At 64.9% G+C, this 20080-nt stretch carries 17 protein-coding genes; 9 read left to right on the top strand and 8 right to left on the bottom strand.

The window, feature by feature from the left end; genetic code table 11:
• Positions 1–350: 350 nt before the first annotated feature.
• Entirely contained in the window at positions 351–2006 is a 1656-nt protein-coding gene (locus ACPJXG_RS25425) for a methyl-accepting chemotaxis protein (protein ID WP_425252678.1), read from the top strand.
• Positions 2007–2103: 97 nt separating this feature from the next.
• On the opposite strand, the gene bamE is transcribed toward ACPJXG_RS25425, so the two are convergent.
• Genes bamE through ACPJXG_RS25400 form a run of 5 tightly spaced genes read right to left on the bottom strand, consistent with a single transcriptional unit; the run spans position 2104 to position 5542 of the window.
• Positions 2104–2412, bottom strand: coding sequence for an outer membrane protein assembly factor BamE domain-containing protein (bamE, locus tag ACPJXG_RS25420; protein WP_425252677.1), 309 nt, complete (start codon positions 2410–2412; stop codon positions 2104–2106).
• Positions 2409–3197: a hypothetical protein gene (locus tag ACPJXG_RS25415; protein WP_425252676.1), complete on the bottom strand. Its 789-nt coding sequence runs from the start codon at positions 3195–3197 to the stop codon at positions 2409–2411. The genes bamE and ACPJXG_RS25415 overlap by 4 nt, the downstream gene beginning before the upstream one ends.
• A 49-nt stretch (positions 3198–3246) precedes the next feature.
• Positions 3247–3606, bottom strand: a complete 360-nt coding sequence (locus ACPJXG_RS25410) for a nucleotide pyrophosphohydrolase (protein WP_425252675.1) — start codon at positions 3604–3606, stop codon at positions 3247–3249.
• Positions 3603–4064, bottom strand: a complete 462-nt coding sequence (locus ACPJXG_RS25405) for a GNAT family N-acetyltransferase (protein WP_425252674.1) — start codon at positions 4062–4064, stop codon at positions 3603–3605. Before ACPJXG_RS25405 ends, ACPJXG_RS25410 begins: the two co-directional genes overlap by 4 nt.
• Before the next feature lie 35 nt (positions 4065–4099).
• Positions 4100–5542 (bottom strand): cytochrome P450, encoded by a 1443-nt coding sequence (locus ACPJXG_RS25400; protein WP_425252673.1) that lies wholly within the window; start codon positions 5540–5542, stop codon positions 4100–4102.
• Between the two features lie 160 nt (positions 5543–5702).
• Here ACPJXG_RS25400 and ACPJXG_RS25395 point away from each other — a divergent pair, with 160 nt between their 5' ends.
• Entirely contained in the window at positions 5703–6560 is an 858-nt protein-coding gene (locus ACPJXG_RS25395) for a helix-turn-helix domain-containing protein (protein WP_425252672.1), read from the top strand.
• Positions 6561–6700: 140 nt separating this feature from the next.
• Here the strand turns inward: ACPJXG_RS25395 and ilvB are convergent, their stop codons facing one another.
• Positions 6701–8452 (bottom strand): biosynthetic-type acetolactate synthase large subunit, encoded by a 1752-nt coding sequence (gene ilvB, locus ACPJXG_RS25390; RefSeq protein WP_425252671.1) that lies wholly within the window; start codon positions 8450–8452, stop codon positions 6701–6703.
• A gap of 99 nt (positions 8453–8551) precedes the next feature.
• Between ilvB and ACPJXG_RS25385 the strand changes: the two genes are divergently transcribed.
• Both ACPJXG_RS25385 and ACPJXG_RS25380 read left to right on the top strand, forming a co-directional pair.
• Complete coding sequence (locus ACPJXG_RS25385; RefSeq protein ID WP_034784295.1) at positions 8552–9013, top strand: Lrp/AsnC family transcriptional regulator; 462 nt, start codon at positions 8552–8554, stop codon at positions 9011–9013.
• A gap of 93 nt (positions 9014–9106) precedes the next feature.
• Positions 9107–11593, top strand: coding sequence for a TonB-dependent receptor (locus ACPJXG_RS25380; RefSeq protein WP_425252670.1), 2487 nt, complete (start codon positions 9107–9109; stop codon positions 11591–11593).
• Here ACPJXG_RS25380 and ACPJXG_RS25375 read toward each other — a convergent pair.
• Both ACPJXG_RS25375 and ACPJXG_RS25370 read right to left on the bottom strand, forming a co-directional pair.
• On the bottom strand, positions 11590–12237 hold the full coding sequence (locus ACPJXG_RS25375; protein ID WP_425252669.1) for a response regulator: 648 nt from the start codon (positions 12235–12237) through the stop codon (positions 11590–11592). The two genes, ACPJXG_RS25380 and ACPJXG_RS25375, sit on opposite strands and share 4 nt — an antisense overlap.
• An 8-nt stretch (positions 12238–12245) precedes the next feature.
• Complete coding sequence (locus tag ACPJXG_RS25370; protein ID WP_425252668.1) at positions 12246–13154, bottom strand: histidine kinase; 909 nt, start codon at positions 13152–13154, stop codon at positions 12246–12248.
• 436 nt (positions 13155–13590) lie between these two features.
• Here ACPJXG_RS25370 and ACPJXG_RS25365 point away from each other — a divergent pair, with 436 nt between their 5' ends.
• The 5 genes from ACPJXG_RS25365 to ACPJXG_RS25345 all read left to right on the top strand — a co-directional run bounded on the left by ACPJXG_RS25365 (position 13591) and on the right by ACPJXG_RS25345 (position 20077).
• Positions 13591–14406: an NF038120 family PEP-CTERM protein gene (locus ACPJXG_RS25365; protein WP_278317667.1), complete on the top strand. Its 816-nt coding sequence runs from the start codon at positions 13591–13593 to the stop codon at positions 14404–14406.
• Position 14407: 1 nt separating this feature from the next.
• A complete protein-coding gene (locus tag ACPJXG_RS25360; protein WP_425252667.1) occupies positions 14408–17572 on the top strand; it encodes a S8 family serine peptidase in 3165 nt (1054 codons plus the stop codon).
• 142 nt (positions 17573–17714) lie between these two features.
• Positions 17715–18683 carry an IS1595 family transposase gene (locus ACPJXG_RS25355; protein WP_099401395.1) on the top strand — a complete coding sequence of 323 codons (969 nt, stop codon included), beginning with the start codon at positions 17715–17717 and terminating at the stop codon, positions 18681–18683.
• An 81-nt stretch (positions 18684–18764) separates the two neighbouring features.
• Positions 18765–19418 (top strand): AIM24 family protein, encoded by a 654-nt coding sequence (locus ACPJXG_RS25350; RefSeq protein ID WP_081922678.1) that lies wholly within the window; start codon positions 18765–18767, stop codon positions 19416–19418.
• A gap of 17 nt (positions 19419–19435) precedes the next feature.
• Entirely contained in the window at positions 19436–20077 is a 642-nt protein-coding gene (locus tag ACPJXG_RS25345; RefSeq protein WP_034753503.1) for an AIM24 family protein, read from the top strand.
• Positions 20078–20080: the final 3 nt, after the last annotated feature.

Here is a 20080-nt window from a genome sequence, read left to right as displayed (position 1 = left end):
CAAGAAATGAATATTGTTGCCGCGTTATTGTTGGCGGCAGGCGTCGCCATGCGCCGGCCATGACGGCAGTCTTCCTGCGTCTTTTTATCGGCACATACGCCGTATTTATCGCCTGCCGCGCAGATACATAATTTTTTATTAATTATTGTGTGTGCGCGTAATTTGAATTTTGCATTCAATAAAATCAATCAAGTTGAATCAAAGTAAATTCTAAAAAATAAATGAATTGGTTTTTATTAAATTATTTGACCAGTGTCACTGTCGCCGAAGCGATATATCAAGGGTGCTTGATGTGGTATATTGTTTTTATGTTTTTGTTATGCTAGTTGAAAAAAAATAGAGGAGCGACGATGCGGGTCAATACGCCTATCACGCAAAATGAATACGTATTAAATGAAGGCATGACGATTGTTTCCACGACGGATTTACAGGGAAACATCAATTACGCTAATCAGTATTTCATTGAAGTCAGCGGTTTTTCAGAAATGGAACTGCTGGGTGCACCACAGAATATCCTGCGTCATCCCGATATGCCGGCCGAAGCGTTTGCCGACCTGTGGGACACCATCAAGACGGGCATGCCGTGGACCGGCATGGTCAAGAACCGCTGCAAGAATGGTGATTTCTACTGGGTCTTCGCCAATATCACGCCCGTGATCGAAAACGGCCGCCCGATCGGTTATATGTCCGTGCGCACCAAGCCCTCGCGCGAGCAGATCAACGAAGCGGCAGCCCTGTATAAAAGTTTCAAAGACGGCAATGCCGCCAAGCTGGCGATCCGCAATGGCCGCGTCGTGCGCCAGGGCTTGGCCGCCAAGCTGGCCGAATGGCGCAAGCTGACCCTGTCCCAAGACCTGGCCTTCCATTGCATCGTCTTTGGCGTGGTGCTGGCCATCCTCGGCTGCGCCGTGTGGAATATCGATGGTGACACGAGCACGGCCACGCGCAGCTGGCTCAGCGGTGCCGCCGCCGCCGCCGTCGCGCTGATGCTGTATTTCTGGGCCCATCTGCACAATTCCCTCGTCGCTCCGCTGGGTGACGCCGTCACGATGGCGCGCAAGATGGCCGGCGGCGACTTGACGGGCGTCATCGACAAGGTGCGCGACGACGACATGGGCCAATTGATGGCGGCCTTGCGCCAGACCAACATCAACTTGCACAGCATCATCGGCGACGTGCGCGCCAACTTCGAGGATATCCGCATCACCACGGCGGAAATCGCCACGGGCAATATGGACTTGTCCAGCCGCACCGAATCGCAGGCGTCCAGCCTGGAACAGACGGCGGCCAGCATGGAAGAGCTGACGTCCACGGTGCAAAACAGCGCCGACCACGTGGACACGGCCAACAAGCTGGCGGCGCAGGCGTCGACCGTCGCGGCCAAGGGCGGCACCATCGTCAGCGAAGTGGTCACCACGATGGACGAGATCAGCACCTCGTCGCGTAAGATTCTCGACATCATCGGCTTGATCGATGGCATCGCCTTCCAGACGAATATCCTCGCCTTGAACGCGGCCGTGGAAGCGGCCCGCGCGGGCGAGCATGGCCGCGGCTTTGCCGTCGTGGCCGGCGAAGTGCGCAGCCTGGCGCAGCGTTCGGCTACCGCCGCCAAAGAGGTCAAGAATCTGATCGACCATTCGATCGCCACCGTGAATGCGGGCAGCGTGCTGACCAGCAATGCGGGCGCCACCATGACGGAAGTGATCGCCTCGGTGGCCCGCGTGACGGAAGTGATGGACGAGATTTCCTCCACCACGCGCGAGCAGAACCAGGGCATCGGGCAAGTCAACCAGGCCGTCATCCACATGGATGGCATCACGCAGCAGAATGCGGCGCTGGTGGAGCAGGCGGCTGCGGCCGCCAGCAGCCTGGCGCAGCGCACCGAGAGCGTGGCCCAGTCGATCGGCATCTTCAAACTGAAGGCCTCGCCCAAACGCAAGGCTGCCGGTGTGGGGCGCAGCGTGGGTGCGGGCGTGGCGGCAAGGGCGCTGTTAAAGGCCAGGTAGCAAAATGCTGGGGTCAGTCACTGCGTGATCGGAATGCTCCCCATTGGGGCGCATTCCCCCGTCGGGTCTGACCCTGGGTTTTGCCTGTGGGGTACTCTTACTGCTTCACCCGGTACACTTCCCCGCTGCGTACCTTCTTCACCACCCCATCCCCGCCAAACAAAATCACATATTCTCCCTGCGCGCCCGAGGCGGCCGGGTAGGTGTACATCCACACTTCATTGCCGCTGTCGAAACGGATGGACGTGCTCTCTCCCAGCGCGGCGCGCACCTGTTCGCGCGTGCTGCTGCCTAGTTGCACCGTCTGTTCCAGGGTAGCGTAAGGCACGTTTTTGCTTGCCTGCAAGGCGCGCGTGCCCGAGCAGGCGGCCAGCAGCATCAGCACGAAGACACTGACCCACTTCATGGCGCCACCTCGTCCATATAGCTAAATTCCAGCAGGGTATCGTCGGGCCAGCTGCTGTCCCACAGGGGCGCGTAATACGTGCGGTCAAGCAAGACCTGGCAATCGCAATAGGGCAGCGAGGCGGGGGTCTGCTCGCCGCCCGCGTACAGCATGGTGAACGGTAGCGTAACCCTGCGCTCGCCATGCACGAGGGTCACGCCGAACAGGGGGCGCTCCGTGAAGAACAGGTAGTTGCCGTCCGGCTCGGAACACACCTTGTCCGTGCTGTAGAGCATGCTGGACAGCCAGGCGATGATTTGCGGGTCGTTCGAGATCAGGCCCGAATCCATGCCGGCGCGGCATTCCAGGCGCAAGTCGCCCAGGCGCCGCGTGCCGGGCGGCAAGCCGGGCGTGATCACTTGCGCGCGCCAGCTCATGGTGGTGGCCTTGCGGTTGGCGATCAGCACGGCGTCTTCGCGCGCGGCCTGCGCATTGCGCACGGGGGCAAAGCTGTTGTCCTCGGCCAGGGGCAGCGGAATGCTGACGGTGTCGCCGGCGATGCGCAGCCGCACGCCCGTCATGTCCACACCGGGCTGGCGCGGCAGCAAGCGAAAGCGCAGCACCGCTTGCGGCGCCAGCGCATGGTCGCGCTCGAAGCGGTCCACGCCCTGCAGCATCTTGCGGTAGGATTTATCGACGGGGTCGCGCGTGGCGTCCACTTTGACTTGCGGCACGGGCGCGGTTTGCGCCAGGGCAACCGGGCCATGGAGCAGGCAGGCAAGCAGCAGGAAGAGATTAATACGCATGGCTTGATGCTACGCTTTTTTGCGCGGCAGCCACGCACGCGTGAGTGTCTCAGTATTCGCTGTATTTGCGCGCGTCGCCGCGCACCTGCTGCGCCGGGTATTTCTGTGCGTTCAGTGCCATCTTTTCCAGCACGGCAGCGTGCAGGTCGACGCCGCTCTTGTCGGCCAGGCGCACCAGATACATCAGCACGTCGGCCAGTTCGTGGCGGATGCCCGTGCGCTTGGCATCGTCGAGTTCAGCGTCCGCGCCCGTGGGCAGCCACTGGTAGTGCTCGACCAGTTCCGCCACTTCCACGGACAGGGCCATGGCCAGGTTTTTCGGCGTGTGGAACTGATCCCAGTCGCGTTCGTCGGCAAAGGCGCGCAGGCGTGCGCGGATATCAAACAGGCTGTCGGCAGGCGCGTTCATGCCGCCGCCTGCAGAGGTTTTTCCATGAAGACACTGAATGGATCGTCGGGATAGTCGCCGTACGGCCCGCGCCGCTGGTAGCCGTGGCGCGCGTACAGGGCGATGGCTGCCGGCTGGTGGATGCCCGTCTCTAACGTCAGCAAGCGGCAGCCGCGCGCCAGCGCCTGCTCTTCCAGCAAGCTTAGCAGGCGCCTGGCCAGGCCCAGGCCGCGGCTGTCCGGGTGCACGTACATGCGCTTGACCTCGCCGAAATCGGGCGTGACGACGATGGCGCCGCAGGCGCGCGCGCGGCCATCGGCATCGCGGGCGACGGCGAACAGCAGGGTATCGGATGGCACCGATGCCAGGTCCAGCGAGTAGACGCACTCGGCCGGGTACAGGGTTTGTTGATACGCATCAAGCTCGGCGATCAGGGTTTGCACGTCGGCTTGCTGCGGCGATTCCAGGCGGATGGTCATGGGGAGGTCGAATGAATGGGACTTCCCCCATGGTATCACTGCGGCCGCGCCAGGCGCATCGTCAAACCGATGGGCGACATCACAAAACCCATCAGTTCCTGCGCCTCGCCGCCATCGGGCGTGTCGACGCCGGCGATGTCGAAGCTGCCTAGCAGCATGGCCATGGCGATCTTGATTTCCAGCAAAGCCAGATAGCGGCCGGGACAGGTGCGCAAGCCCCCGCCAAACGGCATGGCGGCGCGTTTGTTGTTCGCCTCGGCGCTGCCCTCCAGCCAGCGCTCGGGCCGGAACGCTTGCGCGTCTGGAAAGTGCGCATCGGACACGCTGTCGTGGCGCATCACGCACCACAGCATGCTGCCGGCGGGCACGGCCACGTCGCCCACCACCGTGTCGCGCAGCGCTTCGAGCGGAATGTAGGGCGCCACCGGTTTCAAGCGCATGGCCTCGCTGGCGCAGGCGCCCAGGTAGTCGAGGCTATCCATTTGCGCCACGCTGAACTGTGCCACGTCGGGCGCCAGGCGCCGCACTTCCTCGCGTGCCTTGGCCAGGCTGTGCGGATGGCGCTGCAACAGGTAGATGATCCAGGAAATCGTGTTGGCCGTCGTGTCTTCACCGGCCAGCAGCATGGTCAGCACATTGCCGGCCACGGCGCGGTCGTTCACGCCGCTGTCCTTTTCGTCGGCGGCGGCGATCATGGCTTCGAGCAAGTTCGGTGGCCGCACGCGCCGCGCGGGGTCGTGCGCCATGCGTTCGCGCGCCTGCTGCACCAGTTGCGCCACGGCCACGTCCAGCGCCGCCACGTCGCGGTCCAGGCGCCGGTCGACGGGCAGCTTGACGTAGCGCCAGTACGGCAGCATCGACAGGCTGCGCCGTGCCACGGCCGGCAGGATGGCGTCCAGGTGGCGCTGGATCACGTCCTCGCCCGATTCCAGCGTGTTGACTTCGCTGCCGAAGGCCAGGCCGGCGATGATGTCGACCGTGTAGCGTTTCAGGTCGCCATCGAGGGCGATGGCCTGGCCTTGCGTGGCGGCATGCTGCCAGCGCCGCTGCAGGCGCTGCGCCACCGTCACCAGCGCGGGGAAATACGCCTTGATGGCGCCCGGCGCCATGCCCGCCATGACCATGCGGCGCTGGTTGCGCCACTCGCTGCCCTCGGCCAGGAAGACGCCGGGGATGCCGCCCATTTCCACCGAAATCGTGTAGCTGCCGAGGGGGCGGCGGAAACCGTCCGGGCGGTCGCGCAGCACGGCGGCCACGGCCTCGCTGTCGGCCACCACCAGCACCAGGGTGCGGCCAAACCAGGCGCGCACGAAAGGGCCATAGCGGCGTACCCAGCCTTCCACGTCGCGGTGGATGCGCGGCAGTCTCACTTGCATGGCGTTGCCGATGATGGGCAAGGCGAATGGCCCCGGCAACTGGCGGATCTGGCGCAGGGTGGCGGCGGGTGCAGGTGCGGTGACGTGGTCGAGTGGCGGCATGGCAAGCTCCTGTTGTCGTGGAACGATGGCCTGACTGTAGCGCGCTTGCGCACGCGCGTCTTGAACGAATACGACATGAACGAATATGACAGGAACGAATACGACATGAACGAATACGACAGCGCGCGCGGCGCCGAAAATTGCCGGTACAATCGTCGCCATGCCTGCCGCCCCCACGCCCCTGACCCGTTTGATCGCGCCGCGCACCGCGCTCGCTTCCTGCGTGCGCGCCTTCCTCGTGCGCGACACCACGCAATGCGCGCCGCTGCCGCCCGCGCAGCGCCTGAACCGCTTTCCCGCCACGCCCATGTGCTGCCTGCTGTGGACGGTCGCGGGCGATGTCGAGGCTGCCGCGCCGGCTCCCGACCTGCTGCACGTGCGCATGCCGCCCGCCCTGTTCAGCGGGCCGCGCGGCTATCCGCTGGTCAGCTACAACCCCGGTCCCGTGCACTCGTTCATGGTGATGCTGTATCCGGCCGCCCTGCATGCGCTGACGGGCATCGACATGGCGGCCCTGTTCGACCAGGTGCGCCCGCTGGCACCGCTGTTCGACGCCGACTGGCTGGCCTTGTCCGACGCCGTGCTGGCCGCACCCGACGATGCAGCGCGCGTCAGGCTGGTGGAGGATTTTCTCGCGCCGCGCTGGGCGCTGGCGCGCAAGGGCGGCGACCAGCCGGCCGGCGCCATCCAGGACTGGGTGCGTCGCCTGGGCGTACAGGCGGCCTCGACGGGCTTGGCCAGCGGCGCGCGCAATATCGAGCGCCGCATCAAGGCCTGGGCCGGCCAGCCCATGCGCACCCTGCGCCGCATGCGCCGCGCGGAACAGTCGTTTCTCCACGCACGAGAATCCATGCTGCAAGGCAACGCTTCCTGGACCGATATCGCCGCCGAGGGCGGCTACGCCGACCAGGCCCACCTGTGCCGCGAAGTGCGCGCCATCACGGGCCTGAGCCCCACGGAACTGGCGCGCGCCAGCCGCGAGGATGAAAGTTATTGGGTCTACAGGATTTGGGCGTAATCCGGCCGGTGGTGATGTCGGATTACGCGGCGTACCGCCGCTAATCCGACCTACCCGTGGTGGCGAGAGGTGATGGATTAGCGTGGCAGCGCCACGCGTAATCCGACAACATCGTTGGCGTGGCCGGTGCTCATGCCGGATTACCGCTCGCTGTACACCTTGCCCTTGGACAGGGTCACTTCATGATGTCCCGCGCCGGGCGCCATCATGGGGAAACAATTTTCTGCGCCATGCACGCGCACGTCGAGGAAATAGGGGCCGCTCGATGCCAGGCAGGCCGCCAGTGCCCCGTCGAGCTCGTCGCGCCGGCTCACCGTGTGCGCCTGCCAGCCGAAGGCGCGTGCCAGGGCGACGAAGTCGGGCAGGGCTTCCGTGTAGCTGTGGCTGTAGCGCTCGCCGTGGTGCAGTTCCTGCCACTGGCGCACCATGCCCATGTAGCCATTGTTCGACAGCACCACTTTCACGGGCAGGCGGTGCTGCACGGCCGTGGCCAGTTCCTGGATATTCATCAAAATCGACGCGTCGCCGCTGACGCACACGACGCATTTTCCCGGATGGGCGATCTGCGCGCCGATGGCGGCTGGCAGTCCATAACCCATGGTGCCGGCGCCGCCCGAGGTCAGCCAGCGGCGCGGCTGCTCGAAGCGCAGGTGCTGCGCGGCCCACATCTGGTGCTGGCCCACGTCCGTGGACACGATGGCGTCCTTGCCATCGAGCGCCGCCTGCAGCCGTCGCATCAGCGCCTGCGGTGCGATCACGTCAAGCGTGTCGTCGAACGCCAGCGAATCGTGCGCGCGCCAGCCATCGATGCGCTGCCACCACGGCTGGCGGTCGGCCAGCAAGCGGCCGCGCAGCTGCGCCAGCAGGGCCGCCAGCACGGGCGCGCAATCGCCGCGCAAGGCCACGTCGGCGCGTACCACCTTGCCGATCGATGCCGGGTCGATATCGATGTGGATGACCTTTGCGCCAGGACAAAAGGCGTCCAGCCTGCCCGTCACCCGGTCGTCGAAGCGGGCGCCGACGCAGACGATCACATCCGCATGGTGCATGGCCAGGTTCGCTTCCAGCGTGCCGTGCATGCCCAGCATGCCGAGGAAGGCCGGGTGCGCGGCGGGAAAGGCGCCCAGGCCCAGCAGGGTCAAGGTGCATGGCGCGGCCGCCAGTTTCACCAGTTGGCCGAAGGCGGCACAGGCATCGAGGCCGGAATTGATGAGGCCCCCGCCGCCATAGAACACGGGCTGGCGCGCGGAGGCGATTAGGCTGGCGGCTTGCTCGATATCGGCCGCCTCGGGCAGGGGAGCAGGGACGGCTGCGAGGGATGGCGGCGGCGTGTGGTCCGCAACGGGCGCCAGTTGCATATCCTTGGGAAAATCGATCAGCACGGGACCGGGCCGCCCTTGCGTGGCTTGCGCGTACGCTTCGTGCACCACGGCCGCCGTTTCCTCGGCCGTGCGGATTTGCCGGTTCCACTTGGTGACGGGGCGCGAAATGCCCAGCGCGTCGCATTCCTGGAAGGCGTTCGTGCCGATGCTGGTGGTTGCCACCTGGCCGCTGATGCAGATGACGGGTATCGAATCGCACAGGGCGTCGAGCAAGCCCGTGGTGGTATTGCTCATGCCGGGGCCGGACGTGACGAAGACGACGCCGGGCCGGCCCGTGCTGCGCGCATACCCTTCTGCCGCGTGCACGGCCGCCTGTTCGTGGCGCACCAGCACGTGGCGCAGGCGCGGTTGCGCGTGCAGCGCATCGTACAGGGGCAACACGGCGCCGCCGGGGTAGCCGAAGACGGTGTCGACACCCAGGGCCAGCAGGGTGTCGATCAGGGTGCTGGCGCCGTTGCGCGGCGCAAGATCGTGGGCGGGAGCGAGGAGGGGAGCGGGATCGGGTTTCATGTGTCTATTTTCTGCTTGCCCCGGCAGAAAAGGCTGCTGGTTTTCTCGTATAGAATGCAGACTTCAGCAAAATTTGCTGTGAAATAAGGATATGACAGAATGAAGCTGGATAAATTCGATCTCGCCATCCTGACGGCCCTGCAGCAGGATGCCCGCATCAGCCTGCACGAGCTGAGCGCCAAGGTGGGCCTGACCTCGTCGCCATGCTGGGCGCGCATCAAGCGCATGGAAGACGATGGCGTCATCGAGGGTTATACGGTGAACGTCAACGCGGCCAAGGTGGGGCTGGCCGACACCGTCATCGTGCAAGTCACCCTGGACGACCATTCCGACCAGGCCCTGTTCGAATTCGGCCACGCGCTGGCCATGATCCCGGAAGTGCTGGAAGCGTTCCTTGTTTCCGGCGACTACGATTACTACCTGCGCATTGCGGTGAGCGACACGCGCGACTATGAACGCCTGCTGCGCGAGCGTTTATACAAAATTCCCGGCATCCGCCACAGCAAATCGAGCTTTGTCTTGCGCCAGCTCAAGCAGAGTTACTTGCCCTTGCAGCGTTAGTTCCCCGCACGGCGGGAGTTTTTCCCTAGTTCATCGATGGTGGCTGTCCGATACTGGACAGACATAAAAACCATGATAAAAACGGGGATACGCATGAAACTGACTTTATTCGCCGCTGCGGCCATGGCGCTGTGCCAGGCGCAGGCTGCCGAGCCTGCTGGTGCCAGCCTGGCCGCCTCGGGCGACTTGCCCACCGTTATCATCACGGGCAGCATGCCGCTGCCCACCGTGGAGCAGGCGAGCGACACGTTCGCCGCGCCCGTGCAGACGGCCAGCGCGCAGCAGATCGCCCGCAGCGGCGTGCTGGACTTATCCGCCTTTCTGCGCCGCAACCTGGGCAGCGTTGTCGTGAACGAAGTGCAGAACAACCCGTTCCAGCCCGACGTCAGCTACCGCGGCTACACGGCGTCACCGTTGCTGGGCACGCCGCAGGGCCTGTCCGTGTACCTGGACGGCATGCGCCTGAACCAGCCGTTTGGCGACGTCGTCAGCTGGGACTTGATCCCGCGCATGGCCATCAAATCGCTGACCCTGATGCCGGGTTCGAACCCCTTGTTTGGCTTGAACACCCTGGGCGGCGCGCTGGCCCTGCAGACCAAGGATGGCAAGAGCAGTCCCGGCACCGCCATCGAGGCGCGCCTGGGTGCCGATCAACGCCGCGCAGTGGAAGTTGAACATGGCGGCAGCAATGCCCAAGGCTGGCACTGGTATGTGACGGGCAACCGTTTCAAGGAAGATGGCTGGCGCGACGATTCCCCGTCCGACGTGCGCCAGCTGTTCGGCAAGCTCGGCTGGAGCGATGCGCGCACGGACATTGCCGCCACCGTGGCCCACGCGGACAATGCGCTGACGGGCAACGGCTTGCAGGAACAGCGCCTGCTGGCGCGCGATTACCGCAGCGTCTACACCAAGCCGGACTTGACGCAAAACAGGTCGACCTTGCTGAACCTGACGGGCAAACACCAGGCCAGCGCTGCCTTGTTATTGTCCGGCAATGTCTACTACCGCAAGATCGACACGCACACCTACAACGGCGACCTGAACGACGAGTCGCTCGACCAGTCCATCTATCAGCCCGGCGCGGCCGAACGGGCCGCCCTGGCGGCGGCCGGCTACACGGGCTTTCCCGCCAGCGGGGCGAATGCGGGCAATACGCCGTTTCCGAAATGGCGTTGCATAGCCAACGTGCTGCTGAACGACGAGCCGGCCGAAAAATGCAATGGCATGATCAACCGCAGCCATACGCAGCAGGAAAACTACGGTTTTTCGGGCCAGTTCACGGCGCTGGCCGACCTGGCGGGATCGCGCCATGCCGTCACGGCCGGCGCCGCCTTCGACACGAGTCACGCCACCTTTCGCCAGACCAGCCAGTTCGGCTACCTGAACCCGGACCGCGGCATCACGCCCGTGGACTTCTTTGCCGACGGCACGCAGATCGGCGACGACGGCACGCCAGTGGATAACCGGGTCGACTTGAGCGGGCGCATGCGCACCTGGAGCGTGTATGCGAGCGACAGCATCGCGCTCAAGCAAGACTTGACCCTGACTGTTTCCGGCCGCTACAACCGCAGCACCGTGCGCAACCGCGACGCCATCACGCCGGGCGGCGGCAGCGGTTCGCTCGATGGCGATCACCGTTTCAGCCGCTTCAATCCCGCTATCGGCCTGGCCTATGCGCCGGCTGCGGGCGTGAGCGCCTATCTCGGCTACAACGAAGGCAGCCGCACGCCAACGGCCATCGAGCTTGGCTGCGCCGACCCGGAAAACCCGTGCCGCCTGCCCAACGCCATGGCCGGCGACCCGCCCTTGAAACAGGTGGTGACGAAGACATGGGAAGCGGGCGTGCGCGGCCAGTGGGGCGAGCTGGCCCGCTGGAGCGCGGGCCTGTTCCGCGCGGAAAACCACGACGATATCCTGTTCGTGGCCGACAACCAGGCCGGTTTCGGCTACTTCAAGAATTTCGGCAAGACGCGCCACCAGGGCGTCGAGCTGGCGCTGGACGGCAAGGCGGGCGCGCTGGACTTCGGCGTCAACTACACGTGGTTGCAGGCGACGTATCAAAGCCGGGAAACCGTCAACGGCAGCGCCAACAGCAGCAGCGATGCGGAAGCGCCTGGCCTGGAAGGCAATATCGTCATCACGCCGGGCAAGCGCATTCCTTTGACACCGAGCCATATTTTCAAAGCGCACGTGGATTATGAGGGCGGGCGCGACTGGACGGTGGGCCTGGCCATGACGGCCGTGTCGAGTGCCTATGCGCGCGGCAATGAAAACAATGCGCACCAGGCGGGCGGGCCAGCGTACCTGGGTGCGGGCAAGAGCGGCGGTTACGCGGTGTTTGAACTCAATGGAAAATACCAGCTGACACGTCAGCTGAGCGTGTTCGCCCAAATCAATAACCTGTTCGACCGCAGATATGCGACGGCAGCCCAGCTGGGCGCGACGGGTTTCGACGCCAACGGCAATTTCGCCGCCCGGCCACTGCCGGCCGTGAACGGCGAGTATCCGATGGTCAACGCGACCTTTTATGCGGCCGGCGCGCCGCGCAGCGTGAATGCGGGCTTGCGCTACGTGTTTTAAGGGTGGATCTGTTCGATGACGCCATTGCGCAAGGCCAGGTGCACCAAAGCGGCGGGGCCAGGCACGTCGAGCTTTTCCCTGATGCAAGTCTGGTGGTTGGCCACCGTCTTGCTGCTCAGGTGCAGCAGGCGGGCGCAGTCGGCGGCGCTGCGGCCTTCGGCCAGCAGGCGGAAGATTTCGAATTCGCGCTGGCTCAGGCTGCTCAAGCGCTGCGCTTCCATGTTGGCCGTGCCTTGCAGCACGCCGGGCGCGCTGTGCGGGTCGAGGTAGCGCCGTCCCGCGTGGGCGGCGCGCACGGCGTCGACCAGGTGTTCCGGGTCGGCCTGCTTGCTGACGAAGCCGCAGGCGCCGCCGTCAAACGCGCGCGCGATCAGCTGCGGCGTGTCGTGCATGGTAAACACCAGCACGCGGGCGCCGGCGTCGCGGGCGAGCAGCTTGCGCAGCAATTCCAGGCCGCCGATGCCGGGCATGGACAAATCCGTCACGCAGACGTCGGGCGCGTGCTCCTGGTACAAACCATACGCCGTTTCGCCATTGCCCGCCTCGGCCACGACGGCGATGTCGCCGCCCTGCTCCAGCAGGCGCCGGTAGCCCGTGCGCACCACCGGGTGGTCGTCGACCAGCATCACGCGGATCGGGGTCATGGCCGCGTTCATGCCGCGCACCGTGCCGCCAGGGCCACTTCGATGCGCAAGCCGTTGCCCAGCGCGCTGATCCAGCGGATATGGCCGCGCAGGCCGGCGACTCTTTCGCGCATGCCCAGCATGCCGAAGCCATCTGCTGGCGTCTTGTCCGGGCATAAACCCCGGCCATTGTCTTCGATGGCCAGGTGCAGCACGCCGTGCGCATCGGCGCGCAGTTCCACCGTGGCCCGGTCGGCACCCGCGTGGCGCGCCACGTTCGTCAAGCCTTCCTGCACCAGGCGGTAAATGGCGGTGGCGGTGCTGTCGTCGAGGCTGTCGGGGATGGCCTGCGGCGCGAAATGGCAGGCGATGCCGTGCTGCTGGGCCCAGCTGTCGCACAGCGCCTGCAGGGCCGGCGCCAGGCCCAGGCTATCGAGCACGGGCGGACGCAGCCGACGCAGCATCGTGCGCACCATCGCATGCAGCGCTTCCGACGAGCGCGCGATGCTGGCGGCGCACGCCTGCACGTTCGCCTGGTCGCCGTCGCGCGCGCGCAGGATGTAGCTGGCGGCGGCGCGGATGGCCGTGCAGTCTTGTCCCACTTCATCGTGCAGCTCGCGCGCCAGCGCGCAGCGCTCCTCTTCCTGCGCGCGTAGCAGACGCTGCGTGAGGGCGCGGTTCTGCGCCAGCAGCAGCGCCACCTGGCGTCCGCGCCGCACGGCGAAGCCGGCCAGCGCCAACGCCAGCACCAGCAGGCTCAGAGCCAGTTCATCGAGTTGCCAGTGCTCCTGGCGCCAGAGTGACTGCGTCAGCCGTTCGGCCAGGTCCAGCCTGGTGGCCAGCAGGAAAAAAGCCAGCGCCAGCGCGCAGCACAGCAGAACAGTCCGGCGCGGCCGGGAGCGCGCGCTTGCCTGGGCGCCAAGTTGGTAGTGTTCCATGATGCTGCTCCCTGAGCACGGTAGATGTCCTTGTTGTGCAAGCTTCATGCCATCGGCGCAAGGGCGGCAGCGGTGGATCAGGCGGGGCGGCGGGGACAGGCAAGTGTTCCAGGATGGAACAGGTGTACCGCGATGTAACGCAGGGGACGACGCGGCAGGCGCGGTTTTCGAGCTTATCCGAAGTCGCGCCGGCGCGCTGGCGCATGCGCCTGCAGTGCGAAGCATTGTTGTTCAAATGTAACGTTGAGATTCCTCAAACTTTCATAGATAAAACAAAACAAAGTTTCGCGGAGTTAGATAAAAAATAAATAAATGATATTAAAAATATGCTATTTGTTTTATGCGATTTGCTATATTTGTTGACACTTTTGTGAAAAAGCTGAAAGCGGGCGCCAGACCTGCCGACCTATCTATCCACAACAATCAAGGGAATAGAATGCATCGTTCATCACATGCGCGGGTATCGCCCGCCACCGCCAATACATCCGCTACCCGCGGTCGCGCCACCATCCTTGCCGCGCTGGCCACCTTGTCCGTGCTGGCCTCGGCGCCGGCCATGGCCGGTGTCCTGACCTTCGACAACTTGCGCCCCGACGTGTATGAAAGCGGCCAGACGCTCAATACGTCGAGCTACAACCTGCTGTTCCTGGCCGATCCGACCACGGCGGCCGGCGGCGGCGTCAGCGGCGTGGGCGCCATCCTCGATGGCCGCGCGGGTTCGTCATGCGATATCGCCGCCTGCCCGCAGGGCGCCACCGGCAACTACCTGGCTATCCTCAACGATGGCGGCGTGAACTTCGCGCGTGCCGACCACCAGGCATTCACCCTGGCCGGTTTCGATTATTCCTTCATCGCGCCTGTCTCCGGCTTGCCGAACCAGAATTGGGGCCAGCTGCAGCTGAGCGGCACCCTCAGCGACGGCCAGGTGATCAGCACCTCGCTGGCGTTTCCCGGCCAGGGCAGCGATGGCAATTACTTTTTCCAGAGCGCTTCCCTGCTGGGCGGTTTCAGCAACTACGCGTTTACGGGCCTGACCTTCAATGCCTGCATTTTCAATGACACGGGCGCATGCAGCAATTCCATCGATTTTCCCGCCTTTAACCAGGGCCAGTTTGCGCTCGACAATATCAATGTCAGCGCCGTGCCGGAACCGTCGACCTACATGCTGATGCTGGCCGGCCTGGGCGCCATCGGCATGCTGTCGCGCCGCCGCAGCGGCAAGTTCGCCGCTGCCAACGTGCAAGGAGCGTGAGATGAGATTACGTCCCGTTTCACTCGGCATCCTTCTGCTGGCCGCCAGCCTGGCGCAAGCGGCGCAGGCGCAGGAACGCCGCTCCTACATCGTGCAACTGGTCGACAAGCCGGCCGCCACCTACACGGGCCAGGTCGACGGCCTGGCCGCCACCAGACCGGCGCCGGGCGCGCGCATCAACGTGGGCGCCGCCGATGTGCAGGCCTATTTGAACTACCTCGACACCAAACAGGCCGCCGTGGCCGGCACCGTCAGCGCGGCGCAAATCACGCACCAGTACAGCGTCGTCTTCAACGGCTTTTCCGCCTTGCTGACGGACGATGAAGTGCGGGCCCTGAAGAAAAACAGCGGCGTGGCCAGCATCAGCGCCGATTCCATCCTGCAGCTCGACACCAGCTACACGCCCAGCTTCCTGGGCCTGGACAAGCCGGGTGGCATCTGGGAGCAACTGGGCGGCAAGGCGCACGCCGGTGAAGACATCATCATCGGCATCGTCGACAGCGGCATCTGGCCCGAGAACACGGCCTTTGCCGACCGTCTCGACGAGAATGGCGTGCCCAGCCACAGCGGCGGCAATGTCGTGTACGGCGCACCGCCGGCCAGCTGGCAGGGCACTTGCCAGACGGGTGAAGGTTTTAGCGCCGAGAATTGCAACAACAAGCTGATCGGCGCGCGCTACTACCGCGCCGCCACCTCGGCGCTGCACTGGACGGAATTTCTGTCGCCGCGCGATTCCGTCGCCGGCCTGACGGGGCATGGCGGCCATGGCACGCATACGGCGTCCACGGCCGGCGGCAACAACGGCGCCCTGGCCACCTCGAACGGCGTCTCGCTGGGCAAGGCGTCCGGCATGGCGCCGCGCGCCCGCATCGCCGCCTATAAAGTGTGCTGGACGGCAGCCTCGACGGGCCGCAACGGTTGCGCCACGGCCGACAGCGTGGCCGCCATCGACCAGGCGGTCAAGGATGGCGTCAACGTCATCAACTTCTCCATCGGCCCGAACGCGGGCGGCGGCGCCTTCGACGAACCGACGGAAGTCGCCTTCCTCGGCGCGGCGGCAGCTGGCGTGTTTGTCGCCACGTCGGGCGGCAATTCCGGCCCGGCCACGCCGGCACCCGACGTGCCGGCGCCCGTGTCGCACATCAGCCCGTGGCTGGCAACGGTCGCCAATTCCACCCACAACCGCCTGTACGCTGCCAACGCCATCCTCAGCAATGGCACGAAACTGGAAGGCGCATCGAACAATGCGAATACGCCGGCGCTGCCGCTGATCCAGTCGCGCGACGCGGGCCTGGCCGGCGTGCTGCCGACGGACCTCAATCTGCTGCGCTGCTTTGGCGTGGCCGATGCCACCTCGGCGTATCTGGATCCGGCGAAAGTGGCGGGCAAGATACTCGTGTGCGACCGTGGCGGCAACGTGCTGGTCAACAAGAGCGCGAACGCCAGGACGGCAGGCGCGGCGGGCGTGATCATCGCCAACGTGGCCGGCGGCGCCAACACCATCATCAACCAGGCGCACGCGCTGTCGACCGTGCACCTGGCGCAGGCGCAGGGCGACGCGCTGAAGGCTTTCATGGCCGCGACGCCCGATGGCACGGCGGCGCTGGGGGAAATCCATACGATCCCCGACACGACGGTGCAGGCGCCGATCGTCAGCGACCGTTCCTCGCGCGGGCCGAACGTGGCCAACGCGAACATCCTCAAACCCGACCTGTCGGCGCCCGGCACCAACGTGCTGGCCGGCGTGACGGCCGACCTGTCGCAGGCGCAGCGCGATGCCGTGGCGGCAGGCGGCGTGGCGCCGGCGGCCGAGTGGGATTTCTATTCCGGCACCTCGATGGCCAGCCCGCACGTGGCCGGCGTGGCGGCATTGCTCAAGCAGCAGCATCCTGACTGGTCGCCCGCGGCCATCAAGTCGGCGCTGATGACGACGGCCTTCAGCACCTATTCGGATGGCTTGAACGGTTCCGTGTCGTGGGATGCCACGGCGAAGAATTCGGGCCAGCTGCCGTGGGGCCAGGGCGCCGGCCACATCGCGCCGAACAGCGCGGCCGATCCGGGCCTCGTGTACGACATGTCGGAAATCGACTATGCGCGCTTCCTGTGCGGCCTGAACCTGAAGGTCTACAGCGCCGCCACGTGCCAGGCCATCGGCGGCATCGCTGCCTACAACCTCAACCTGGCATCGCTGACGGCGGCCAACGTGCTGGGTACGCAAACCCTGACGCGCACGGTGACCAACGTGGGCGCCGGCAGCGCCGTCTACAACGTCTCGGCCAGCCTGCCCGGCTATACGGTGGCGGTGACGCCAACGAGCCTGAGCCTGGCGCCGGGCGCCAAGGGCCAGTACCAGGTCAAGCTGACGCGCACCACGGCGCCGGCCAATACCTGGACCTACGGCGCCCTGAGCTGGACGGATGGCACGCACACGGTGCGCAGCCCGCTGACGGCGCGCGGCACCGCGCTGGCCGCCATTCCACTGGTCAGCAGCGAAGCGGCCACGGGCAGCAAGGTGCTGACCCTGGGTACGGGCTTCTCGGGCCCGCTGGTCGGCGTCAAGTCGGGAATGGTCGAAGCCGTGCGCCAGGCGCGCACGATCGGCCAGGCGGCGACGGGCGCTGCAGCCTCGGCTGCCTGCAAGGCGGGCGGCGCCACGGGTGTGAACGTGCACAACGTGGTGATCCCGGCCGGCACCCTGGCGGCGCGCTTTGCCACCTACGATGCGGAAACGACGGGCGGCGCGAATACCGACATGGACATGGAGGTCTATAACGCCGCCAATGTGCTGGTCGGCAGCAGCGGTAACGAAAGTTCCAATGAGCAGGTGGAACTGCGTCTGCCGGCCGCCGGCACCTACAAGGTGTGCGTGATCGGTTTTGCGCCGCAAAACGGCCAGGCCGACTACACCTTGTCGTCGTGGGTGCTGGCGCCGGGCTTGTCGAATGGCGGCTTCAAGGCGCTGATGCCGGGCACGGCCTACACGGGCGGCACCGCGACCGTTTCGCTGAGCTGGTCCAACCTGGCCGAAGGCACGCGCCACCTGGGCGCCGTTGGCTACCAGGTGGCTGGCGTGGTGCAGGGCGTGACGGTGGTCGAGGTCAATACCAATGATCCCGTGCCGCTGTTCCAGAACGCGCGCGGCGCCAGGCCGGTGCTGGCGGAATAAACCGTTCATTGTGTGAACGCAAGGCGTGCCTCCGGGCACGCTTTTTTTTAGGCTCTGTCATCGGCAAGTAGGGAAATGTCGGAATCTTCCTGTGGCCGTGCTGTCTGACTCTGCATACTCACCTCACAGGGAGCAGAAGATTATGCGGCCAGCCGAATGGATCAGTTTTATCGCGCAGTTTGCTCATTTGAGCCAGCGCCAGCGTCAGGCGGGCATTGCCCTGCTGCGAGGTAACTCTCCACACGACGCGACCGTCGCGCTGCTGGAAAGTGTGGCGCAGTTGCGATTGGCCTGTCCCGCCTGCCACTCGGTGCACTTGCACCGGCACGGCCATGCGCACGGCCTGCAGCGCTACCGCTGCGTGCCCTGCGGTCGCACCTTCAATGCACTCACCGGCACGCCGTTGGCCCGCTTGCGCCATAAAACCTTGTGGCTCGACTACACCGATTGCCTGCTGGCATCGGATTCCGTGCGCAAGGCGGCGTTACAGTTAGGCGTGCACCGCAACACCACGTTCCGCTGGCGCCACCGGTTTTTGTCGTTGGCAAAAACGGACCGGCCGCATGGTCTGCATGGTATCGCCGAGGCAGACGAGCTATATCTGCTGGAATCGGAAAAGGGATCCAGAAACATGACGCGCCCAGCCCGCTGCCGGGGCGGCCATGCCCACAAGCGCGGCATTTCCAATGAACAGGTCTGCATCCTGGTGGCGCGCGACCGCACGGGGCAGACCCTCGATTTTGTCACGGGAAAAGGGGCATTGACGAAAGCGCAGCTGCATCATTGCTTGTTACCCGTTATCGACAAGGACGTGCTGCTGGTGACCGATGGCCACGCCGCCTACCGGGCCTTTGCGAGGGAAGCGGGCATCAGCCACCAGGCCGTCAACTTGCGCGCCGGTATCCGCGTGCAGGGCGCCGCCCACGTGCAGAACGTCAACGCGTATCACAGCCGATTGCGCGAGTGGCTGCAGCCCTTTCACGGCGTGGCGACGCGCTACTTGCCGAACTACTTGGGATGGCGCTGGATCCTCGACGCCAGGCGTATCCGCTCACCGGAAACGTTATTGAAAGCAACGCTGGGCGCATTCCCACATCTGACGGTGACATAGCCTTTTTTTTATGCACGCCCCCCGTTCGGGAGGAATAGCACTTGCATGGCGGTAAAGCCAACGGTATCTTGTCGGATAGCCATGGCTTTGTGGCCTGGCATTCTTGGGGAGTCGCGCGTGACCAGTTTCCGCACCAATACCGATCGCCTGCTGGAAGTGCGCCTGCAGGATGAAAAAGTGCTGGCGATTGCCGGCGCGATGGTCGCCTACACGGGCGCCATCAAATTTGAAAAGTCCCTGCTTGGCGGCGAGGGCCTCTTCGGCGCGCTCAAGCGCAAGGTGACGAACGAAGGCATGCAGGTGATGCAGGCCGCCGGCACGGGCACCGTGTTTTTCGCGCAGAATGCGGCCGAGATCACCGTCATGGCACTGGCCGGCGAAAAGCTGACCATCGAAAGCAGCAGCCTGCTGGCCTATGACACGAGCCTGAAGACGGGCACCAGCTTTGCGGGCTTGCGCGGCGCCAGCTCGGGCCAGGGCCTGTTTTCCACCACCGTCGAAGGCCACGGCAACCTGGCCGTCATTTCGCGCGGCAACCTGATCATGCTGGAAGTGACGCCGGCGCACCCGCTGCGCGTGGACCCGGACGCCTTTGTCGGCTTCAAGGGCGATATCCGCCAGGAATTCGTTTTTGATGTCAACTGGCGCACGATGATCGGCCAGAGCTCGGGCGAATCGTACCAGCACAAATTCACAGGTCAGGGCGTGGTGTTCATCCAGCCCGCCGAACGTTAAGTCAGCGAGGACCCGCGATGCCTGTCTATCAGCAGATCAATGAAAAGATGCTTGAGGTCAAACTCGGCAATGAAGAAGTGTTCGCGCGCAAGGGCGCCATGGTGTCCTACCAGGGCGACGTGGCGTTCAGCCGCTCCTTCCTGGCCGGCCAGGGCGTGCAAAGCCTGGCCATGCGCGCCGTCACGAACGAAGGCTACGCCATGATGTCGGCGCGTGGCACGGGCAGCGTGTTTTACGCGCAAGGCGGCCTGTTCGTCACCATCGTCCCCGTGCGCGGCGAAACTTTCTATGTGGAAAGCGATTCCCTGCTGGCCTTCGATGCGCGCCTGACGGCCGGCACCATGTTCCTCGGCAACCAGGGCGGTGTGCAGGGCGTGGTGCGCGGCATGGCTTCCGGCCAGGGTCTGTTTACCACCACCTTGCAAGGCACGGGCGACGTGGCGATTTTGTCCGACGGTAACGCCATCGGCTTGCCCGTCACGCCGGACGTACCCGTGTTTGTCGACCCGCAAGCGTATATCGGCCACACGGGGCAGCTGAGCTCGACCATCGTCACAGACTTGAACTGGAAAACCTTCGTCGGCCAAGCGTCCGGCGAATCGTACCAGGTGAAGTTTACGGGCCAGGGCACGGTCTACATCCAAGCGAGCGAAAGGTAAGCC

This window comes from Janthinobacterium sp. NFX145 (assembly GCF_049810325.1).
Taxonomy (GTDB): Bacteria; Pseudomonadota; Gammaproteobacteria; order Burkholderiales; family Burkholderiaceae_D; genus Janthinobacterium; species Janthinobacterium rivuli.
The sequence above is the reverse complement of the archived record's forward strand: the minus strand, read 5'-3'. Positions and strand labels throughout refer to the sequence as shown.

What these genes read in the sequence shown, in the direction of transcription:
- ACPJXG_RS25350 (WP_081922678.1), top strand. Translation starts at nt 18,765, where the DNA reads ATGGCTTTGTGGCCTGGCATTCTTGGGGAGTCGCGCGTGACCAGTTTC.
- ACPJXG_RS25425 (WP_425252678.1), top strand. Translation starts at nt 351, where the DNA reads ATGCGGGTCAATACGCCTATCACGCAAAATGAATACGTATTAAATGAA.
- ACPJXG_RS25405 (WP_425252674.1), bottom strand. Translation starts at nt 4,064, where the DNA reads ATGACCATCCGCCTGGAATCGCCGCAGCAAGCCGACGTGCAAACCCTG.
- ACPJXG_RS25355 (WP_099401395.1), top strand. Translation starts at nt 17,715, where the DNA reads ATGCGGCCAGCCGAATGGATCAGTTTTATCGCGCAGTTTGCTCATTTG.
- ilvB (WP_425252671.1), bottom strand. Translation starts at nt 8,452, where the DNA reads ATGAAACCCGATCCCGCTCCCCTCCTCGCTCCCGCCCACGATCTTGCG.
- ACPJXG_RS25345 (WP_034753503.1), top strand. Translation starts at nt 19,436, where the DNA reads ATGCCTGTCTATCAGCAGATCAATGAAAAGATGCTTGAGGTCAAACTC.
- ACPJXG_RS25375 (WP_425252669.1), bottom strand. Translation starts at nt 12,237, where the DNA reads ATGACCCCGATCCGCGTGATGCTGGTCGACGACCACCCGGTGGTGCGC.
- ACPJXG_RS25385 (WP_034784295.1), top strand. Translation starts at nt 8,552, where the DNA reads ATGAAGCTGGATAAATTCGATCTCGCCATCCTGACGGCCCTGCAGCAG.
- ACPJXG_RS25360 (WP_425252667.1), top strand. Translation starts at nt 14,408, where the DNA reads ATGAGATTACGTCCCGTTTCACTCGGCATCCTTCTGCTGGCCGCCAGC.
- ACPJXG_RS25415 (WP_425252676.1), bottom strand. Translation starts at nt 3,197, where the DNA reads ATGCGTATTAATCTCTTCCTGCTGCTTGCCTGCCTGCTCCATGGCCCG.
- ACPJXG_RS25365 (WP_278317667.1), top strand. Translation starts at nt 13,591, where the DNA reads ATGCATCGTTCATCACATGCGCGGGTATCGCCCGCCACCGCCAATACA.
- ACPJXG_RS25400 (WP_425252673.1), bottom strand. Translation starts at nt 5,542, where the DNA reads ATGCCGCCACTCGACCACGTCACCGCACCTGCACCCGCCGCCACCCTG.
- bamE (WP_425252677.1), bottom strand. Translation starts at nt 2,412, where the DNA reads ATGAAGTGGGTCAGTGTCTTCGTGCTGATGCTGCTGGCCGCCTGCTCG.
- ACPJXG_RS25370 (WP_425252668.1), bottom strand. Translation starts at nt 13,154, where the DNA reads ATGGAACACTACCAACTTGGCGCCCAGGCAAGCGCGCGCTCCCGGCCG.
- ACPJXG_RS25395 (WP_425252672.1), top strand. Translation starts at nt 5,703, where the DNA reads ATGCCTGCCGCCCCCACGCCCCTGACCCGTTTGATCGCGCCGCGCACC.
- ACPJXG_RS25410 (WP_425252675.1), bottom strand. Translation starts at nt 3,606, where the DNA reads ATGAACGCGCCTGCCGACAGCCTGTTTGATATCCGCGCACGCCTGCGC.
- ACPJXG_RS25380 (WP_425252670.1), top strand. Translation starts at nt 9,107, where the DNA reads ATGAAACTGACTTTATTCGCCGCTGCGGCCATGGCGCTGTGCCAGGCG.